This window comes from Prauserella sediminis (assembly GCF_014195435.1).
In the GTDB taxonomy this organism is placed as follows: domain Bacteria; phylum Actinomycetota; class Actinomycetes; order Mycobacteriales; family Pseudonocardiaceae; genus Prauserella; species Prauserella salsuginis.
The window spans coordinates 17,402-35,611 of the sequence record NZ_JACIBS010000005.1; the positions used below are offsets into that span (position 1 = coordinate 17,402).

Below are 18,210 nucleotides of genomic sequence, written 5' to 3' on the forward strand. Positions count from 1 at the left end.
CAGCGACTGTCGCCACTGCCTGCGGGTGCGAGGCTCGGCCCGGTGGCCGGCGGCAGCCATGGCCGGTGCATCGGAGCCTGATCTACGCGACGTGTTCGCGCCGACATCCCTTGTGGGCGAGTTCCGCACAAGGTAGCTTAAATTCACCAAACGATTGGTAGGTCGGATTGGAGTGCTGCCTTGGCCAAGCTCAACTACACCGACGGTTCCGAGGTCCGTCGGACGTTCTGCACTCTGTGCCCACAGCACTGCGGGATGCTCTTCCGGGTGGACGGCGAGGGGGAGCCGCAGGCGTTCGACGGTGATCGCAACAATCCGGTCGCCAACGGCAAGCTGTGCATCAAGGGGACGACCGCGCTCGAGATCCACCGGCACGATGACCGCCTCAACTTCCCGCTGAAGCGAGTGGGCAAGCGAGGCGAGGGCAAATGGGAGCGGATCTCCTGGCAGCAGGCCATGGACGAGATCGCGGCGAAACTGCGTGATCTGCGTGAGCAGGACGGTCCCGAGTCGGTCGCGACGCTCGGCGGTACGCACAAGACGCCGGGCGATTGGGCGAGTTGGCGTTGGGCGGCGGATTTCGGTACCCCGAACTTCGTCAGCCAGGGACGCAATTGCGGCGTCAGCGAGTACATTGCCGAGATCTCGATGTACGGCTGGGACACCGTGTACCAGAGTTTCTACCCCGGTAAGACCAAGTGCATCGTGATCTGGGGATCCAATCCCGCGGAGTCGTCGCCGCCCTCGTTCGAGCGGCTGCGCCAGTGTCAGGCCCAGGGGGCCAAGCTGATCGTGGTCGACCCGCGCAGGACCAAGACCGCGGCGCGCGCTGATCTGCACCTGCCGGTTCGTCCGCGTACCGACGGCGCTCTCGCGCTCGGCCTGATCCACGTGATGATCCGCGACGGGATCTACGACAAGGAGTTCGTCGAGAACTGGTGCACCGGCTTCGACGAGGTGGAGAAGGAGGCCGCGCAGTGGACTCCCGAACGCACCGAAGAGATCACCGGAGTCCCGGCGGACGACATCGTGACCGCCGCACACATGTACGCCACGCTCGGTCCCGCGCGGTTGTCGTTCGGTGTCGCCGCGACGCAGCTCGGGGAGGGCGCTTCGCGGTCGGCGGTGCTCGGCAGATCGATTCTGCGCGCCATCTCCGGCAACCTCGACCGTCCTGGCGGCGAACCGCTCGGCAACCCCTACGACGAGAACACCTTCTCGTGGTTGCCCAACATCAACTTCGAGAAGCTGGTCGACCACCCGCTGCGCACGCGGGAGAGCGTGAACGCACATGAAACGCCCATCACCTCGATCTCCGGATACAAGGCTTTCCGGGAGGCCACGGCGAAGATCTACCCGGAGGGTCACACGGGCACCGCCTACGTCCTGTTCGCCAGCCAGCCCGCCATCTACCGCGCCATCACCGAGCAGGACCCGTACCCGGTCAAGGCGGTACTCGTGCAGTGCGGCGAGCCGTTGCTGTCGATGGGTGCGGGCAAAGCCGCTTACGATGCGTTCACCAGTGAGAAACTGGAACTCCTGGTGACCATGGACATGTGGATGACCCCGACCGCGCAGCTGTCGGATTACGTCCTGCCGGCCGCGGATTTCATGGAGCGCGCGGACCTCAGTGCTCACTGGGGCATCGGCAACTTCTTCGTCGTCGGCCAGCAGAGCACCGAACCGGTGGGGGAGCGCCGCAACGACTACGACCTGTGGGCCGAGTTGGGGCGCAGGCTCTCCGACGATCCGGACTACTGGCCGGAGACCGTCGAGGGCATGTTCGACCGTTTCCTGGCTCCCTCGGGCAAGAGCTACCGCGAGTGGGCCGACGGAGAGGTGAACCACCGATTCATCAAGCCGGTGTTCTACAAGTACAAGGAACGCGGCTTCGCCACTCCCTCCGGCAAGGTGGAACTGGTGCCCAGCCTGTTCGAACGATTCGGGGTCGAGGCCCGTCCCGTCTACACCGGACCGCCGTACTCGGTGCCCGACGCCCCGGAGGCGGAGTACCCGCTGCAGATGATCCCGGGCAGCAGGGTCCGTGAGCTCACGGCCTCCAACCTCCGGCAGAGTGAGCGCCTGAAGCGGATTCATCCCGAGCCGATCTGCGATGTCCATCCTGACACCGCCACGCAGTACGGAATCTCCGACGGGGAATGGATGATCATCGAACGGCCGGAGGGGGCAATCAGGCAGCGGGCGCGACTGGACCCCTCGTTGCGGCGGGACACCGTCAATCCCGACGGTTACTGGTGGAACCCCGACGAGGCGCAGTACGAGCCGCACCTTTCGGGTGTGTGGGTGTCGAACGCGAACGCCATCACCCCGGGCGCGCCGGAACTGTCGAGCTTCGCGGGCGACCAGCCGCTGCGCGGTGCGCGGTGCCGTATCCGCGCCGGTGAGGAACCGGTAGCGCCGCCGAGGGAGCGAGTCCTGACCGGGACGACGACGGAGGACTGATGACTACGCGGGATCAGGGCGCTTTCGGCGGTCGGGCCGGCGGATGCCTCGTGATCGGCGGCAGCGGCGCGATCGGGCGGTCCGTCGCGGTTCGGCTTGCGGAACTCGGCGGCGACGTGACCGTGACCTACGCCGGCAACAGCGCCGCGGCCGAGGAGACCGCCCTGGCCGTGAAGGAGGTGGGCCGGGACGGTGTCGCGGTCCACCTCGACCTCGGCGACGCCTTCCGGGTGCGTGAGGTCGTCGGAGAAGCGGTCGCGCGGCACGGCGGGCTGCACACGGTGGTGCTGGCCGCGTCCCCGACGAACTTCCAGGGCTGGACCAGCACGATTCCGCCGGAGCAGTACCTCGAGCAGTTGCGCGTGGACTCCGGCGGCACCTACACGGTGATCTCGGCGGCTCTGCCTTCCTTGCGGGAGAGTCGCGGCTCGGTGGTGGTCGTGTCCACGGTTGCCAACCGACGTTTCGTGCTGCGGGACGTCCTCTCGAGCGGTCCAAAGGCGGCGAACGAAGCGGTCGTGCGGGCGGTGGCGGCGGAAGAGGGACGCTACGGCGTGCGTGCGAACGCCGTGGGTGTCGGCATTCTCGATGAGGGTATGACGCAGGTCCTGATCGACCACGGCGACATTCGGCCCGAAAGCCTCGAGGTGGCGCGTGGGCGGATTCCGCTGGGCACATTCGGCAAGGCGCGCGACATCGCGGCCACGGTTGGCTTCCTGGTCTCCGATGAGGCCCGTTATGTGACCGGCCAGTGGATCGACGTGGACGGAGGTTATTCGCTGTGACGGCTGCTGCTGATCCGGGACTCCCGGTTCGGTATTGACGCCGACGACGTCGTCAACCGGTCGGAGACCTGGTTCTTCGCGAACGCTTCACATGATCCGTGAGGTGTCGGGCCCCTCGTTGACGCGGGGAGCTGCCGCGACTCCGGCTCTGTTCTCGACCATGTGATCCGTGCCCGCTGGTGTTGGTCTCCCGCGCGTGACCGGGTCGGCCGAAGGTGTTCGGCGAGCGACCAACGCAAACCCGATCACGTGACCCACGTCACTATCTCCACGTTCGTGTGTGCTTGACACCACACCCCCTCGTCGAGATTAATTGACCAATCGGTTGGTGGAACAATATGAGGAGGCGCAATGACGCGCACCACCACGAGAGGCCGGGCGTCCCGGTTCCTCGCGATACTCTCGGTTGTCGCCCTGGCGATCAGTGGCTGCGGAGGTGCCGCATCCAACGCGGGCGGTCCGGTGGAGATCCGTGCAGCCCAGGTGCTTCCGCCGGGCGGCTCGCAGTCGGACCTCATCGCATGGTTCATGTCGGAACTGGAGAAGCGCACCGACGGTCAGGTCAAGACGGACGTCACGTACGGCGGCGGACTTCTGGCGGGCACCGACACGCTTCCTGGGCTGCAGCAGGGGCGCGCCGAGGCGGGCAACGTCGTACCCGCGTACTTTCCCGCCGAGTTGCCACTGAACAACATCAACATGGTGCCGATCTCGGATGCGGACCAGTCGGCTCGACTGCGGGCGTTGCAGGACCTCGCCGACGGAGTGGAGCAGTTCGAGCGAGAGTTCGAGCAACAGCAGATCGAACTCATCGGTTTCCTGCCCAACAACGCGTCCGCTGTGACCTTTGGTCCGGAGGTCACCTCGCTGGCCGACGTGGAGGGGCTCAAGATCCGCATCCCGGCGCAGCCGTCATCGGTGGTGTGGGAGGAACTCGGCGCCAAGGCGACGTTTCAGGCATCCGAAGAGGTGTACGAGTCGGTCGAACGCGGGATCGTCGACGGTGTCACGTACCCGATGGACACCCAGGTCGCCAACGGCATCACCGATGTCGCGAAGTACATGGCCTCGGATGTCGGCGAGAGTGGTGGTTCGGTCTTCGCCTTCAGTAGTCGCACTTACGAGCGACTGCCCGAGGATGCCAAGGAGGTCGTGGAGCAACTGAAGAAGGAATGGCCCGCCAAGGCCGACGAGTTGATGACCAAGTACGACCGACAGGCGTGTCGTGATTTCCTCGAGTCGGGCGGAACCATCGTGCGCTGGAGCAAGGCGGACCGCGAAACGATGAAGGAAGCGGTCGAACGCCTGGCACCGCCGGTGTGGAAGGCCGAGGCGGCCAAGTCCGTCGACCGGTCCGTGGCGGACGAGTTGTGGCAGCAGTACACCGATTCCCTGGCCCGTCACTCCGGCGAGACGGGCTATGTGAACGGGCTGAGTACATGTGGTCGGAACTAGCGACGTGGTGCGGCACGGCCGGGATCACCGTGATGTGGTCAGGAAATGCCGCTGATGCGGAGCGGAGGGGTCGCCGATGAGCACGGTGGAGCTCTTCCTCGTGGTCGTCGGGATCCTGGCGGGGTGTCTGCTCGTGGGCATGCGCATCGCGCTGGCGCTGACCTTCGCAGGGTTCGTCGGCTATTACCTGCTCGACGGCTGGGACGTCGGCATGTCGACGTTGGGTGCGCTGCCGATCGAGAGCGCCTCCAAGTTCACGCTGCTGGTGATCCCCATGTTCGTGTTGCTCGGCAATGCCGCCGAGCGTGCGAACCTCGCGGAGGGTGCCTATCGCGTACTCGGGTGGTTTCTCCGTGGCCTGCCCGGCGGTCTGGCGGTGGCGACTCTGACGGCGTGCGCGTGTTTCGCCGCCGTCAGTGGCTCCAGCATCGCCACGGTGATCTCGATCGGCAATCTCGCCATCACGGAGATGCGCAAGGCCGGCTACGCGATGCATGTCGCCGCCGGTGTGGTCGGCGCGGCCGGCACGCTCGGTGTCCTCATTCCGCCGAGCGTGCCGCTGGTCATCTACGGCGTACTGACCGGTGAACCCATCGGCGCGCTGCTCATGGCCGGCATCGGGCCGGGTGTGGTCACCGCGACCGTGTACGGCGTCAGCATCATGATCCGGGCCAAGCGCAAACCGGAGCTGTTCGGCAAGGGAGCAGAGGAGGTCCTTCCGCTCAGCGACCGTCCCGCACTGCTGGCGGGTGTCTACAGCCTGTTCCGGATCGGTCTGCTGTTCGTGATCGTCATCGGCGGAATGTATTCCGGCCTGTTCACGGCCGTGGAGGCCGCGGCGGTCGGTGCGTTCGTCGCGGTGCTCATGGTGATCATCGAACACCTCCGAAAGCCACGGGAACTGCGGCGCAACCTGTGGGGTGCGCTCACCGCCGCGGTCAGTCTCAACGGAATGGTCTTCTCGCTGCTCATCGGCGGGGCGATCTTCTCGTCGTTCATGGTGGCGGCCGGCGCTCCGCAGCTGCTCACCGACGGGCTGACAGGTCTGTCCCTGCCGGCGTGGCTGATCGTCGCCCTGCTGTTGATCGTGCTCGTCCCGATGGGAATGTTCCTCGACCCGACGTCGATCCTGCTGATCATGGTTCCGCTGACCTACCCGGTCGTCAGCGAGCTGGGTATGAACGGGATCTGGTTCGGGCTGCTGTTCGTCAAGTTGATCGAGATCGGCCTGCTCACGCCGCCGCTCGGGCTCAACGCCTTCGTCGTCGCGGGAATTCGGAAGGACATCGAGATCAGCACCGCCTTCCGCGGGGTGCTGTGGTACGTGCGACTGGACATCGTCGTCGTGGTCCTGATGTTCACCTTTCCCGCGATCGTCACCTTCATCCCGAGCCAGATGGGACTGAGCTCATGACCGAGCGCGCCGCCACGGGAGTCGGCAGGATCGCGGGTGCGGCCGGCCGAGGGTTCGCCGCCGCCGTGCACGCCCTGGCGCGGGCGATGTCAGTCGTGTCGGTCGTCGGCATGTTGTTCGTGATGCTGCTCGTGACCTACAACGTCGTGCTGCGCCTGTCCGGGCAACCGGAGGTACGCGGCATCGTCGAGTACGTCGAGTTGGCGATGGCGGTACTGGCCTTCTTCGCCCTGGGCGAGGCGGAACGACGCCGACAGCACGTCTCGATGTCGTCCGTTGTGGACCGGCTGTCGGGGCGCACGTACCGGGTCGTGCGGTTCGTGGGCGGGTTGGGTGCCGCATCGGTCGCCGTGCTGCTGGCATGGGCGTCCTGGGACGTGCTGGCTGCCGCACTGGAGACGGGTGAATACAAGCTGGGTCTCGTACGGCTGCCGATGTGGCCGGCACGGGTCGCCGTGTTCGCCGGGTTCCTCATCCTTGCGCTGGAACAGATCGTGACGGCTGTCGAGGATGTGCGACGTGGGCCGGAAGGCGGTACCCGGGTCCACGGTCTGTGAGCGCGGGCCTGTCGGTCACGGCCAGGTTGTGAGCAGGGAACGCAGGGTCGAGAGCAGGCTCAGCGGCTGGTCGAGCATCACGTGATGCGCGGCATCCGGCACGAAGAGCAGCGGTGTGTCGGGCCGCCCGGCCAGTGCCCGCCGCGCGCCCTCGGCGAGATACGAACGTTCACCCATGACCACGGCGAACGGCCGACACGCCTCGTCGAGGTCGCCGCCGAACCGGACGATCTGGTGGTCGCCGGTCGGGTTGGCGAAGATCCGCGGGTCGAACCGCCACTGCACGCCCGCAGCGGGCGCGTGCGGCTCGTCGACCGGTCGCAGGCCGTGCCAGGCGATGTGGTCGACGTACCAGTCGTTGTCGCACGGCTGCGGAGGGACGAGGCGAAAGCGGGCGACTCCTTCGGCGGCCGCAGCGTAGATCCGGTGCGGGCGCACCTCCCGTTCGGCCAGCGGCTGCTCGGGGGCAGGTGCGTCCGGCCAGGCAGGTGTGTCCACCAGCACCACGCGCCGGACGTGTTCGGCCAGGGCGGGATCGGTCAGGACGACGGAACTCGCGATCCCTCCGAGCGAGTGCGCGACGATGGTCGCCGGGTCGGGCGATACGGCCTCCGCCACCGCCACGACCTCGCGTGCCCACGTTCCCACTGAGTAGACCGGCCGGTGGTCGCTGAGTCCGTGCCCGGACAGGTCGAGTGCGACGACGTGTCCGCCGTGGTCGAGCAGTGCGGCCAGGGGAGCCCACCACATGGCGTGCGCCGCGCCGCCGTGGACCAGCACCGTCGCGGGTGCAGCGGGGTCACCCCAGCTGAGGTAGCGGATCGTCACGCCGTCGCACACGACCCGGCCCATCCGTCGCTCGCGTCCGAGTGCGTGGGACGCCCAGTCGGGCGGTTCGGCGACCCCGGCAGATGTCGGTGGTGTGCGGTAGTCCGCAGTGTCGGCGCGTCCGATGCGTTCCGTGGCGGCCATGCACACGTCCCCTCCGGTATGGGTACTTGATCCTGGATCGCTCTGACAATTAAACTACCAAACGAACGGTTGTCAAAAACTCGATCAGGTGGGCGTTTCGGCGACGACGTCCCGCGTCGGAAGGGGCGTTGATGACACAACACGTTGTTCCGCGGCAGCTGGTCGACCGACTCGGCCGGCCGCTGACCGATCTGCGGTTGTCGGTGACCGACCGGTGCAACTTCCGGTGCCGCTACTGCATGCCCCGTGAGCTGTTCGGTGCCGATCACGCGTTCCTCGAGCGTTCCGAGCTGCTCGGTTTCGAGGAGATCACCCGACTGCTCGGGGTTCTGCGGCGCGGCGGGATTCGCAAGATCCGACTGACCGGAGGTGAGCCGCTGCTCCGCAGTGGGTTGCCCGAGCTCGTGGCACAGCTGTCCGAAGTGGATGGTTGCGGGTTCGACGATCTCGCGATGACGTCGAACGGTGTGCTGTTGCCGAAGTTCGCCGACGCGCTCGCGAGTGCGGGGCTGCACCGTGTCACGGTGAGCCTGGACGCGCTGGACGAGCCGACCTTCCGTGCCATGGCCGACACCCTGGTACCGCTCTCGGCGGTGCTGGACGGGATCGCCGCCGCGCAGCAGGCCGGTCTGGGGGTCAAGGTCAACACCGTGGTCCAGCGCGGTGTCAACGACCACCAGATCGAGGATCTCGCCGCGTGGGCCCGCGAACAGGGTGTGTGCGTGCGGTTCATCGAGTACATGGACGTCGGTACGACCAACGGCTGGGTGCGCGACAAGGTGGTGCCCGCGGAGGAGGTACGTGCCCGCATCGATGCGCTGTGGCCGCTGGAGGAGGTCGCCTCTGAGGCGGCCGGCGAGGTCGCGACCCGTTTCCGTTATCGCGACGGCGGGGGAGAGGTCGGCATCATCGCCTCGGTGACCAAGCCGTTCTGCCGTACGTGCACCCGCGGCCGGATCTCCGCGGTGGGCGAGCTCTACACGTGCCTGTTCGCGGCGACCGGGTTCGATCTGCGCACGCTGCTACGCGGTGGGTGCAGTGACCGGGAGCTCCACGACGCCGTCGCCGACGTCTGGGGCGGCCGTGCCGATCGCGCGTCCGAGCTGCGCGGTGCCGGCGGTCTGAGCGGGCCGCGGGTGGAGATGTCCTACATCGGCGGTTGACCGCATTATCGGCGAGCCCATCGATCAGAAGGAGAACGCGATGCTCGACATCACCGACATCTACCACACCGGCTTCGTCGTGCCGGATCTCGACGCGGCGATGGCCGAGTTGGCCACCGTCTTCGGCGTGACCTGGAATGCCGTCGAGGAGCGGGACATGCCGGTGCTGACACCGGACGGGCATGTCGACGCGCACATGCGCTTCGTGTACTCGCGAGGCGGATCGCCGCGGCTGGAGCTGCTCGAGCCGGTTCCCGGGACGGCCTGGGAATCACCCGTGAACGCCTTCGGCCCCGGCGGTGCGCACCACATCGGAGTGTGGGCCGACGATTTCGCCGAGACGTCCGCAAAGCTCGAGGCCGCGGGTCTGCCGCGGGTGTTGACCTTCGACGACGGTAGTGGCGCCGCCGTCCGGTTCGCCTACCACCGGCTGCCCAGTGGGCCGTTCGTGGAGCTCGTGGACGGTACGCGGCGTGCCGAACTCGAGGCGTGGTTCGAGGGCGCCGAGTATCCGGCGCCGGACTCGAGCACCTTCGGGTCCTCTGATGCCGGCTGATCCACGGGCATGGGCGTCGCATCCGCTCGACGCCGTCGCAGCGACCGCCGTCGCCGGTGAGGTGCTCAGCCGTTACTGTTGGGCGATCGATGACGGGGCGTACGACGAGCTGCACGAGCTTTTCCTCCCGGATGCCCGCGCCGACTACGGTGCGTTCCGGTGCCGGGGCGACGAACTCGCGGACGTGATGGCCGGCCTCCACCGGCATCTGCGCACCACCCAGCATCTGCTCGGCAGCGTGCACGCCGCAGCCGAGGAGGTGGGCGGGGTGCGGGTCCGCAGCCACGTCCGTGCCACTCTGGTGGGGCGCCGCGAGGGTGCGGGCTCGGCGCGGGTCGAGGTTGCCGCGTCCTATCGTGATCTGCTGTGCCGCGCCGAACGGGGCTGGCGCATCGCCGAGCGTACGGTCGATGGCCGGTGGATCGCCGGGGACCGGACTATTCTGCCGTGGTTCGGCCGCGCGTGGCGGAGTGCAGGCGCCGCGGGTACATCTAGCACAAGGGGGACGTGACCACATGTCGAAGACGGGCACCGAGCCGGCCAAGCGCGGGCGACCGCGCCGTGGACCGGACCCCGAGCGCTTCGCCGAGATCGTCGAGGCCGCCGCAGCGGTGATCCTCGAGAAGGGGTACAGCGCCACCAGTATTCAGGACATCGCCGACCGAATCGGGATCCTGAAGGGAAGTCTGTACCACTATGTCCGATCCAAGGAAGACTTCCTCTACAAGATCATCAAGGACGTGTACGACGAGGCGATCGCCGACATGCGGTCGGTGACCGAGGCCGAGCGTGCGCCCCTGGAGCAGCTGGCCGCCTTCGTGCGTGCGCACGTACTGTTCGCCGCCAAGCACCTCGTCGCCTACACGATCCAGCTGCGCGAGTTCGACCGGCTGAGCGAGGCGCGGCGCGCCGAGATTCGCGAGGGTGGCGACACCTACGTCGTGGTGCTCCAGCGGATCCTCGAGGAAGGGCAGCGTGAGGGTGTCATCGACGGGGCGATCGACCCGCGGCTGGCGAGCATCATGATCACCGGTGAGCTGAATTCGATGACGCGGTGGTACCGGCCCGACGGGGCCAAGAGCGCCGAACAGCTCGCCGACGTCTACTCCGGGATGATCGTCTCTTCGGTCGCGTCCGAGGCCGCGGTCTCCTCGGCCGGCGGAATCGAGGTGTTGCGCGCCGCGTTCGTGCAGGCCTGACGCGTCGCAGCCCGAGTCCCAGCTCCAGTCCCAGCCCCAGCCCCGAGCCCCCGTTCCGGTTCCCCGCCGACCCGGTGGTGGCTCGGGGTTTTTCGTTGCCGCTTCTTGGCACGGCCCGCGCCGTCTGGCAGACTTCTACCAATCAGTCGGTTGATTAAATCGGAGGTCTCGATGGCGATGACCGAGAGCGAGCTGGCGGCGATCGTCGGCACGCCGATCCCGGGCGGGTCGTACACCGTCGAGCCGTACGTGGACTGGCTGCTCAACGATGTCGTCGAGTCCTCGCGGGACGGGCGGGTCGCACACCCGCTCTTCGCCTACGTCGCCGTCGCCGTCGGCAAGACTGTGAGCTGGGACGGGCTGTTCGAGATCTGCGGTGCGACCGCCGACGACGGTCCGATGTTCGGCGAACACGAGACGGTGCTCGAACGGCCGCTGCTGGTCGGCGAGACCTTCACCGTCGGCGGGGAGTTCATCTCCGCCGAACGCAAACGGGGTCAGCGGACCGGGGTCTTCGACATCGTCGGCTTCCGGCTCTCGCTCACCGACGTCGACGGCGCGACCGTCGCCTCCACCTACAACTCGATCGTCTTCCCGAGGAGGGGTGCATGACCGTGACGAACGGACGACCCGCCGTGGACGCCGGAACGGTACTGCCCGAATGGGAGCTGCCCGCGGTGAGTGCCGAGAAGATGAAGACGATGGCGTTGGTGCTCGCCGACCCCAATCCGATTCATTTCGACCTGGACTCGGTGCGCGAGCTGGGTATGGGCGATCGTCCGGTCAACCAGGGGCCGAACAACCTCGCCTACGTCATGAACATGCTCGCGGTCTGGTCCGGTGGTCACGAGCACCTGCGGGGCATCCGGGTGCGCTTCCGTGGCAACGTCCTCGGCGGCGACCGGGTCGTCGCGCGGGGAACCGTCTCGGGCCTGCGCGACGAAGCCGAGTGTGTACTGGCCGACTGCGACGTCGAGCTGGTCGTCGACGATAAGGTCGTGCTGGCCGGCACGGCGACCGTCGACGTCACGCACCTGACCGGTTCGCCGCAGTGACGACGGGCGGCTGCTGATGGGTGTCGACCTGGGCGTCGGGCTGTGGAGCTTCCAGTCCACTGTGTCCATGCCGCGTTCGCTTCCCGGCCTGTACCGGGATTTCCCCGCCGTCGCGCGACGTGTGGAGGAACTCGGTTACGCGCACCTGTGGCTCGCCGAGCACCGACTCTGGTACGACGGCTGGTGCCCCGCGCCCCTGATCCCGGTGGCCGCGGCCGCGGGCGCGACCAGCACGCTGCGCTTCGGCACGGCCGTGCTGCTGCTGCCGCAGCACGACCCCCGGCGGCTGCGCTCGGTCGCGGCGGCGGTTGATGCCGCGGCGCGGGGACGCCTCGAACTCGGTGTCGGTCTGGGGCACCGCGATGCCGAGTTCGACGGTGTGGGCCTGGCGCGCACCGGCCGCGGCCGCCGCATGGACGCCGGACTGGAGGTGCTCGACCGCGAGCCGCCGTGTGGCCGGTCGAATGCGGTGTGGGTCGGCGGGATGGCGACCGCCGCATTGGAGCGGATCGGACGGCACGGGATGTCGGCGCTGCTGCCCCAGACCCTCGACGCTGCCGGCATCCGCAGGGCGGTCGACACGGTGTACGCGGCCGCCCGGGCGGCAGGACGCGAACCCGGGCGCATCGGCATGGTCAAGGACGTGTGGGTCGACCCGGACGGAGACCACGCACGTTCCTGGTTCCTGCCCCGACTGCGACGGCACTACGTGGAGGAGGCCGGTGCGTGGTGGGTGCTGGACGGCTCCCACGGCTTCGCACGGCCCGAACGGCTCGACAAGCAGGTCGACCGGGCCGTGCGCAGCGCCGCGGTGGGTACTCCCGCCGAGGTCGCCGCGAGCGTCGCGGAGGCCGAGGAGGCCGGGGTCGACACGATCGTGGCCAGGATCAACTTCGATTTCGTCGCCGACCACGAGCTGGACCGGCAGCTCGAACTGCTGGCCTCGACCGTGCTCAAGGAGGTGACGGCATGAGGATCGGCGTGACCGTGCCGCTCGGCACCGTCCCCCCGGCCGAGGTCGCGGGAGTGGCCGCGGCCGTGGAGGCGGCGGCGCTCGACCTGGTGTGGCTCGACGCGGCGGACGGGCAGGAGAGTCCCGAGGCGGCGCTGGTGGCTGCCGCCTCGTGCGCCGAGGGCACGCGGACTCTGCTCGTCGGTGCAGGCACCTCGGTGACCGGTCACAACCCGCTCTATCTGGCCGAGGAACGGCATGTGGCCGATCAGCTGCTCGGCGGTCGGCTGGTGCTGGGACTGCGTGGCGACGACTACGACCGGCTCAGCGAATGGACCGGGTTCCTGCTCTCGGCCGCGGCGAACGTCCCGTTCTTCCATCGGGGCGCCGAACACGCCGTCCCGGCCGGGCTGCCGCAGCATACGGTGAATCCGGAGCAGCGGGTGCGGGTGATGCCCGCGCCGCAGTCACTCGAACCCCCGCTGTGGCTGCTCGGTGACGCAGCCACGCCGGTGGCAGCGCAGTATGCGCTCAGCCCCGTGGTGGAGCGGGACGGTTCCGCTGTATGGCGCCGGGTGGCCGACCGGCTCGGGTCGGCGGCCCGGCGGTTGCGCCGTCCGGCATTTCGCGCGTGGGATCCCGGCCGGGAGGACGCCGCCGCCCTCGCCACCCGGCTGAGGGCCGAGCGCGACGACTGGGGCCTCGACACCGCGCTGTTACGGCTTGACCTGGCTACGGGATCGGCGGCATGGCGCGCAGCAGTGGCCGACCTGGCCTCCGTGGTCCGCCCACGGCTTCAGCAGGACCGGCTTCCGGCGGGCCTGGAGGAACTCTGGGATGCCGAACGCCGCGCACATCCTTGCCCGCGAGTGGAATGAGAGGCAACGACATGACCGAAACACGGCCCGAGGCGTACATCGTGGACGCCGTCCGGACTCCGACAGGGAAGAAGGGCGGGGGCCTCAGCGCCTTGCACCCCGCGGACCTGCTGGGCGAGGTGTTCACCGCTCTGCTCGACCGTACCGGTGTCGATCCGTCCACAGTGGATGACGTGATCACCGGATGCGTCGCCCAGCTGGGAGACCAGGCGTTCAACGTCGGACGGAACGCGTGGCTCTCCGCGGGACTGCCCGTCGAGGTCCCCGCGGTCACGATCGATCGGCAGTGCGGATCCTCCCAGCAGGCGGTGCATTTCGCGGCGCAGGCGATCAAGGCCGGCGAGCAGGACATCGTGGTCGCCGGGGGCGTCGAGTCGATGAGCCGGGTCCCGCTCAACAGCTCCGGGGACCCGGGCCTCGGCTACGGGTACCCGTTCGCAGGCGAGGGCTGGGCCGAACACTTCGGTGCCGAGGAGATCCATCAGTTCCGCGGCGGCGACCTCATCGCTGAGCGCTGGGGGATCGACCGCGAGGCCATGTTCGACCTCGCCATCGCCAGTCACGCCAACGCCGCCAGAGCGCAGGAGGAGGGGCGTTTCGACGATCAGCTGCTGCCCGTCGCGGACGTGACGGCTGACGAGGGCGTGCGGCGCACGGCCGACCGCGACAAGATGCGCGGCATTCCGCCGATCAGGGACGGGGGCTTCCACAACGCCCCGCTCGCCAGTCAGATCGCCGACGGCGCCGCCGGACTCCTGGTGGCCTCCGAGCGCGCGGTGAACGAACTGGGACTGACACCCCTTGCTCGCGTGCATACGACCACGGTCGTCGGCAGCGACCCGGTGCTGATCCTGTCCGGACCGATTCCCGCGACCCGCAAGGTCCTCGACAGGGCCGGACTGTCCGCCGACGACGTCGACCTCTACGAATGCAACGAGGCGTTCGCCGCCGTCGTACTGGCCTGGGCGAAGGACGTGGGCGTGGACCTGGACAGGGTCAACGTCAACGGCGGGGCCATGGCGATCGGCCACCCGCTCGGCGCCTCGGGTGCGCGGCTGATGACCACGCTCGTGCACGAGATGCGGCGCAGCGGCGCGCGGTACGGCCTGCAGACGATGTGCGAGGGCGGCGGCCTGTCCAACGCAACCGTGCTGGAGCGGGTGTAGCGATGCGCCGCGCCGTCGGTCCGAGCCGAGGGGCGTGTGCCAGGGAGGAACACGATGAGTACGACCGACCAGACCACCGAGCCCGTGGACGATCCGCGACCGGGGTTCACTGACGGCCCGGACGGTGGCAGCGTCACCGGCTGGCGGTGCACCGCATGCCGACACCCTGTCGCACAGCTGGTGCTGTACTGCCCGGTCTGCCGGTCGCCGGTCGCCGAGAGTGCGTTCGCCCCCACCGGCGAGGTCTGGGCGTCGACATGTCTGCGGGTGCGTGTGCCGGGCCGGACCCCGCCGTTCGCGGTGGCCTACCTCGTACTCGACGACGGGCCGCGAGTGCTCGTGCACACGCAGGGCGATCACCCACAGCCGCCGGGAAGCCGGGCGCGGGTCACCGGGGTCGCCGACACCGGCGATCTCGTCGCGGAACCCGAACAGGAGGAACTCTCATGATCGGGACCGCCTTCGTCCAGGGCGTCGGCACCTCGAGCTTCGGCCGCCAACCGGGTGTCGGCGCGCCGCTGCTGGCGCAGCAGGCCGTGGGCGAGGCGCTGGCCGACGCCGGTGTCGACGACGTGCGGGACATCGACGCGGTCTTCGCCGGCACGGTGTTCGGCGCACCCGGCACGGCGCAGCGCATGCTGCAACTGCTCGGCGTGACCGGGGTGCCGGTGCTGACCTTCGAGAACGCCTGTGCGACGTCGACGACCGCGCTGCACGAGGCTCGGCAGTCGGTGCTGTCCGGCCGTTTCGAGCGTGTGCTGTGCCTCGGCGTGGAGACGATGACGCTGCACTTCGCCGGGCCGATCACACCGGAGCACACCGATGCCGAAGGGCGCGCCGGCCTCGCGTTGCCGGGTGTCTACGCGATGGTCGCCAGCAGGTACGAGCACTTGTACGGACTCGAACCGAAGGCGTTGGCGGCGGTCGCGGTGAAGAACCGCCGGCACGGTGCGCTCAATCCACGGGCCCAGCACGGCGCGGAGGTCACCGCCGAACAGGTGCTGGCCTCGCGCATGGTCGCCGACCCCCTGACGTTGCTGCAGTGCTGCGACATCTCCGATGCCGCGACCGCCGCGGTGATCGGCCGTGGGCGTGGCGTCGACCGCGACGTGCCGATCGCCGCGTCGGCGCTGCGTTCGGGAGAACTGTGGGACCACCGCAGCACTCATCCGTGGGGTTACGAGCTGATGGCGAGGGTTGCGGGAGAGGCCTGGCACGAGGCGGGGATCGGTCCCGGTGACGTCGACCTGTTCGAGGTGCACGACGCCTTCACCATCGGTGAGATCACGGCCACCGAGGCACTCGGCATCGCGGAACCGGGTGGTGGTGGCGATCTGGTGCTCTCGGGGCACACCGCGCTCGGCGGACGGCAGCCCGTGAACCCCTCCGGCGGCCTGCTCAGCCGCGGGCACCCGCTGGGCGCCACCGGGCTGGCGCAGATCGCCGAGGCCGTGTGGCAGCTGCGGGGAGAGGCCGGGCAGCGGCAGGTGGAAGGCGCCAGAATCGCCGCCGTCGAGACGATGGGCGGCGGTACGGCGGGAATCGACGGAAACGGGTGTGTGGTGGTGGTGCTCGGTGGCTGAGACGGTGGAGCTCGACGACGTGCTCGGCGGGGAGCGGCTCGCCGATCCCTATCCCTATTTCGCCCGGATGCTCGAGGAGCATCCGGTGTACTGGAACCAGCGGTACCGGGCATGGTTTCTGCACAAGCACGAGGACGTGCTGTGGGCACTGCGGCATCCGGGGTTCTCGTCCGACCGCGTGCGACCGGTCTACGAGACGCACCTCTCGCCGGAGAAGCGCGCGGAGCGGGAGCCGACGTTCGACGTGCTGCGGCATTGGATGGTGTTCCTCGACCCGCCCGAACACACCCGCCTGCGCAAGCTCGTGACGCCCGCGTTCAGTCCGAAGCGGGTGGCGGCCTGGCGACCGCGGGTCGAGCAGGTGGTGAAGGAGACCCTGGCGGCACTGGAGGGCACGACGCGGTTCGACTTCATCGCGGATTTCGCCTATCCGATTCCGGCGATCGTGGTCGCCGAACTGATCGGTGTGCCGGCCGCGGACCGCGACATGTTCAAGAAGTGGTCCGACGACATCCTCACGCTCGTGTTCGGCGCACAGGGTGAGCCCGGCCGGCGGGAGAAGGCCCAGCAGGGACTCATCGAGCTGACCGACTACCTCGCCGATCTGATCACCCGCATCCGCCGCGAGCCGGGTGACGACGTCATCTCCAGCCTCGTCACCGCCGACGAGGTCGATCCGCCCCTCGACGACCGGGAGATCATCTCCACGTGCGCGCTGCTGGTGTTCGGCGGCCACGAGACGACCACCAACCTGATCGCCAACGGCACTCGCCAGCTGATGCGCCATCCGCGCCAGTGGCAGCTGCTGCGGGACGAGCCGGAACGGGTGAACACGGCGGTGGAGGAACTGCTGCGATTCGACGGGCCCTCAAGGCTGGAACAGCGGCTCATGGCTGAGGACGTGGAGCTTCGCGGCGCGACGCTGCGCAAGGGAGACAGCGTCTTCCTCGTGCAGAGCGCGGCTAATCGCGATCCCGATGTGTTCGACCGTCCGCACGCGCTCGACATCACTCGCGTCCGCAACAACCACGTCGGCTTCGGGTTCGGCGTGCATCATTGCCTCGGCAACTTCCTGGCGAGGTTGGAGGCACAGGTGGCATTCCCCGCGGTGATCGGGGCGATGCCGGACCTGGAACCGGACGGCACCGAGGAATGGCACACCACGATGATGAGCCGTGGCATGAAGACGATGCCGGTACGGCGTGGGGCTGCGGTATGAGCGAGCGGGCGGGCGTGCTTGCCGGGAAGGTCGCCGTGGTCACGGGTGCGAGCGGTGGGATCGGGCGCGCGGTCGCCTGCGCATTGGCCCGTGCGGGTGCGGACGTGGGACTGCTCGCCCGGCGCCGCGAGGCGCTGGAGGAGACCGCCGCCATGGTGGAACCCACCGGGCGGCGGACCGTTGTGGCCACCGCGGACGTGACCGATGAGGACCAGGTGGCCGAGGCCGTGGCCGGTGTGGCCGCCGAGCTGGGCGACCCGACCGTCGTGGTGAACAACGCCGGCGGCGCGCGGTTCCTGGCACCGCTGGCCGAGATGCGGCTGTCGGGGTGGCAGAAGACGGTCGCCCTCAACCTCGATGCTCCGTTGATCTGCGCGCACGCGGCTCTGCCGGGCATGATCCGCGCCGGCGGCGGATCCGTCGTGCACGTTGGGTCGATCGTCGGTGAGTCGGCGCAGCACGGCATGGCCCATTACGGCACGAGCAAGGCGGGGCTGACGATGCTCAGCCGCGCCATGGCCCGGGAATGGGGGCGGCACGGGATACGCAGCAACGTCGTCGTACCGGGTCTCGTCGACTCCGGCGCACACGAGCACTACGAGAGTGACACCAACATGGGCCGGCTCTACTCGGCCGAGATCCCGCTCGGGCGCTGGGCCACGCCGGAGGAGATCGCGGCGCCCGTCGTGTTCCTCGCCTCCGATGCGGCCTCGTACGTGACGGGCGGGACTCTCGTGGTCGACGGCGGGCAGACCAGCTGACCGGACCGCAGATTCATGGGGAAGGGCGGAAC

The 18,210-nt window shown here is 68.7% G+C and carries 19 protein-coding genes; 18 read left to right on the top strand and 1 reads right to left on the bottom strand.

The features are described 5' to 3' along the window. Positions 1-180 precede the first annotated feature (180 nt). The 5 genes from FB384_RS22030 to FB384_RS22050 all read left to right on the top strand — a co-directional run bounded on the left by FB384_RS22030 (position 181) and on the right by FB384_RS22050 (position 6,674). Positions 181-2,463 carry a molybdopterin-containing oxidoreductase family protein gene (locus FB384_RS22030; RefSeq protein ID WP_221213550.1) on the top strand — a complete coding sequence of 761 codons (2,283 nt, stop codon included), beginning with the start codon at positions 181-183 and terminating at the stop codon, positions 2,461-2,463. After that, on the top strand, positions 2,463-3,248 hold the full coding sequence (locus tag FB384_RS22035) for an SDR family NAD(P)-dependent oxidoreductase (RefSeq protein WP_183786736.1): 786 nt from the start codon (positions 2,463-2,465) through the stop codon (positions 3,246-3,248). The genes FB384_RS22030 and FB384_RS22035 overlap by 1 nt, the downstream gene beginning before the upstream one ends. A 351-nt stretch (positions 3,249-3,599) precedes the next feature. Then, positions 3,600-4,703, top strand: a complete 1,104-nt coding sequence (locus tag FB384_RS22040; RefSeq protein WP_183786737.1) for a TRAP transporter substrate-binding protein — start codon at positions 3,600-3,602, stop codon at positions 4,701-4,703. Positions 4,704-4,779: 76 nt separating this feature from the next. Beyond that, positions 4,780-6,117, top strand: a complete 1,338-nt coding sequence (locus FB384_RS22045; protein WP_183786738.1) for a TRAP transporter large permease — start codon at positions 4,780-4,782, stop codon at positions 6,115-6,117. Then, positions 6,114-6,674, top strand: a complete 561-nt coding sequence (locus FB384_RS22050; RefSeq protein ID WP_183786739.1) for a TRAP transporter small permease — start codon at positions 6,114-6,116, stop codon at positions 6,672-6,674. The genes FB384_RS22045 and FB384_RS22050 overlap by 4 nt, the downstream gene beginning before the upstream one ends. A 15-nt stretch (positions 6,675-6,689) precedes the next feature. On the opposite strand, the gene FB384_RS22055 is transcribed toward FB384_RS22050, so the two are convergent. Next, the gene (locus FB384_RS22055; RefSeq protein WP_183786740.1) at positions 6,690-7,646 is read right to left on the bottom strand and encodes an alpha/beta fold hydrolase; all 957 of its coding nucleotides are present in this window, start codon (positions 7,644-7,646) and stop codon (positions 6,690-6,692) included. A gap of 131 nt (positions 7,647-7,777) precedes the next feature. On the opposite strand from FB384_RS22055, the gene moaA reads away from it, so the two are divergent. The 13 genes from moaA to FB384_RS22120 all read left to right on the top strand — a co-directional run bounded on the left by moaA (position 7,778) and on the right by FB384_RS22120 (position 18,178). Beyond that, positions 7,778-8,809: a GTP 3',8-cyclase MoaA gene (gene moaA, locus FB384_RS22060; RefSeq protein ID WP_183786741.1), complete on the top strand. Its 1,032-nt coding sequence runs from the start codon at positions 7,778-7,780 to the stop codon at positions 8,807-8,809. A gap of 40 nt (positions 8,810-8,849) precedes the next feature. Beyond that, positions 8,850-9,365, top strand: coding sequence for a VOC family protein (locus FB384_RS22065; RefSeq protein WP_183786742.1), 516 nt, complete (start codon positions 8,850-8,852; stop codon positions 9,363-9,365). Next, positions 9,355-9,876 (top strand): nuclear transport factor 2 family protein, encoded by a 522-nt coding sequence (locus FB384_RS22070; RefSeq protein ID WP_183786743.1) that lies wholly within the window; start codon positions 9,355-9,357, stop codon positions 9,874-9,876. Before FB384_RS22065 ends, FB384_RS22070 begins: the two co-directional genes overlap by 11 nt. Before the next feature lie 4 nt (positions 9,877-9,880). After that, positions 9,881-10,564: a TetR/AcrR family transcriptional regulator gene (locus FB384_RS22075; RefSeq protein ID WP_183786744.1), complete on the top strand. Its 684-nt coding sequence runs from the start codon at positions 9,881-9,883 to the stop codon at positions 10,562-10,564. 171 nt (positions 10,565-10,735) lie between these two features. Then, positions 10,736-11,176 carry a hypothetical protein gene (locus tag FB384_RS22080; protein ID WP_221213551.1) on the top strand — a complete coding sequence of 147 codons (441 nt, stop codon included), beginning with the start codon at positions 10,736-10,738 and terminating at the stop codon, positions 11,174-11,176. Next, the gene (locus FB384_RS22085) at positions 11,173-11,619 is read left to right on the top strand and encodes a MaoC family dehydratase (protein WP_183786745.1); all 447 of its coding nucleotides are present in this window, start codon (positions 11,173-11,175) and stop codon (positions 11,617-11,619) included. Before FB384_RS22080 ends, FB384_RS22085 begins: the two co-directional genes overlap by 4 nt. Before the next feature lie 16 nt (positions 11,620-11,635). Further along, positions 11,636-12,592 carry an LLM class flavin-dependent oxidoreductase gene (locus FB384_RS22090; protein WP_183786746.1) on the top strand — a complete coding sequence of 319 codons (957 nt, stop codon included), beginning with the start codon at positions 11,636-11,638 and terminating at the stop codon, positions 12,590-12,592. Further along, on the top strand, positions 12,589-13,449 hold the full coding sequence (locus FB384_RS22095; RefSeq protein WP_183786747.1) for an LLM class flavin-dependent oxidoreductase: 861 nt from the start codon (positions 12,589-12,591) through the stop codon (positions 13,447-13,449). Before FB384_RS22090 ends, FB384_RS22095 begins: the two co-directional genes overlap by 4 nt. An 11-nt stretch (positions 13,450-13,460) precedes the next feature. Then, a complete protein-coding gene (locus tag FB384_RS22100) occupies positions 13,461-14,615 on the top strand; it encodes an acetyl-CoA C-acyltransferase (RefSeq protein WP_183786748.1) in 1,155 nt (384 codons plus the stop codon). A gap of 54 nt (positions 14,616-14,669) precedes the next feature. Beyond that, positions 14,670-15,065, top strand: coding sequence for an OB-fold domain-containing protein (locus FB384_RS22105; RefSeq protein WP_183786749.1), 396 nt, complete (start codon positions 14,670-14,672; stop codon positions 15,063-15,065). Next, on the top strand, positions 15,062-16,198 hold the full coding sequence (locus tag FB384_RS22110) for a thiolase family protein (RefSeq protein WP_183786750.1): 1,137 nt from the start codon (positions 15,062-15,064) through the stop codon (positions 16,196-16,198). Before FB384_RS22105 ends, FB384_RS22110 begins: the two co-directional genes overlap by 4 nt. Further along, entirely contained in the window at positions 16,191-17,417 is a 1,227-nt protein-coding gene (locus tag FB384_RS22115) for a cytochrome P450 (RefSeq protein ID WP_323985403.1), read from the top strand. Before FB384_RS22110 ends, FB384_RS22115 begins: the two co-directional genes overlap by 8 nt. After that, entirely contained in the window at positions 17,414-18,178 is a 765-nt protein-coding gene (locus tag FB384_RS22120; protein WP_183786751.1) for an SDR family NAD(P)-dependent oxidoreductase, read from the top strand. The genes FB384_RS22115 and FB384_RS22120 overlap by 4 nt, the downstream gene beginning before the upstream one ends. The last annotated feature ends 32 nt before the right edge of the window (positions 18,179-18,210 follow it).

Coding starts and splice junctions, on each gene's coding strand:
- FB384_RS22070 (WP_183786743.1), top strand. CDS start 9,355: ATGCCGGCTGATCCACGGGCATGGGCGTCGCATCCGCTCGACGCCGTC.
- FB384_RS22120 (WP_183786751.1), top strand. CDS start 17,414: ATGAGCGAGCGGGCGGGCGTGCTTGCCGGGAAGGTCGCCGTGGTCACG.
- FB384_RS22040 (WP_183786737.1), top strand. CDS start 3,600: ATGACGCGCACCACCACGAGAGGCCGGGCGTCCCGGTTCCTCGCGATA.
- FB384_RS22035 (WP_183786736.1), top strand. CDS start 2,463: ATGACTACGCGGGATCAGGGCGCTTTCGGCGGTCGGGCCGGCGGATGC.
- FB384_RS22050 (WP_183786739.1), top strand. CDS start 6,114: ATGACCGAGCGCGCCGCCACGGGAGTCGGCAGGATCGCGGGTGCGGCC.
- FB384_RS22065 (WP_183786742.1), top strand. CDS start 8,850: ATGCTCGACATCACCGACATCTACCACACCGGCTTCGTCGTGCCGGAT.
- FB384_RS22110 (WP_183786750.1), top strand. CDS start 15,062: ATGATCGGGACCGCCTTCGTCCAGGGCGTCGGCACCTCGAGCTTCGGC.
- FB384_RS22095 (WP_183786747.1), top strand. CDS start 12,589: ATGAGGATCGGCGTGACCGTGCCGCTCGGCACCGTCCCCCCGGCCGAG.
- FB384_RS22080 (WP_221213551.1), top strand. CDS start 10,736: ATGGCGATGACCGAGAGCGAGCTGGCGGCGATCGTCGGCACGCCGATC.
- FB384_RS22105 (WP_183786749.1), top strand. CDS start 14,670: ATGAGTACGACCGACCAGACCACCGAGCCCGTGGACGATCCGCGACCG.
- FB384_RS22075 (WP_183786744.1), top strand. CDS start 9,881: ATGTCGAAGACGGGCACCGAGCCGGCCAAGCGCGGGCGACCGCGCCGT.
- FB384_RS22045 (WP_183786738.1), top strand. CDS start 4,780: ATGAGCACGGTGGAGCTCTTCCTCGTGGTCGTCGGGATCCTGGCGGGG.
- moaA (WP_183786741.1), top strand. CDS start 7,778: ATGACACAACACGTTGTTCCGCGGCAGCTGGTCGACCGACTCGGCCGG.
- FB384_RS22085 (WP_183786745.1), top strand. CDS start 11,173: ATGACCGTGACGAACGGACGACCCGCCGTGGACGCCGGAACGGTACTG.
- FB384_RS22055 (WP_183786740.1), bottom strand. CDS start 7,646: ATGGCCGCCACGGAACGCATCGGACGCGCCGACACTGCGGACTACCGC.
- FB384_RS22100 (WP_183786748.1), top strand. CDS start 13,461: ATGACCGAAACACGGCCCGAGGCGTACATCGTGGACGCCGTCCGGACT.
- FB384_RS22090 (WP_183786746.1), top strand. CDS start 11,636: ATGGGTGTCGACCTGGGCGTCGGGCTGTGGAGCTTCCAGTCCACTGTG.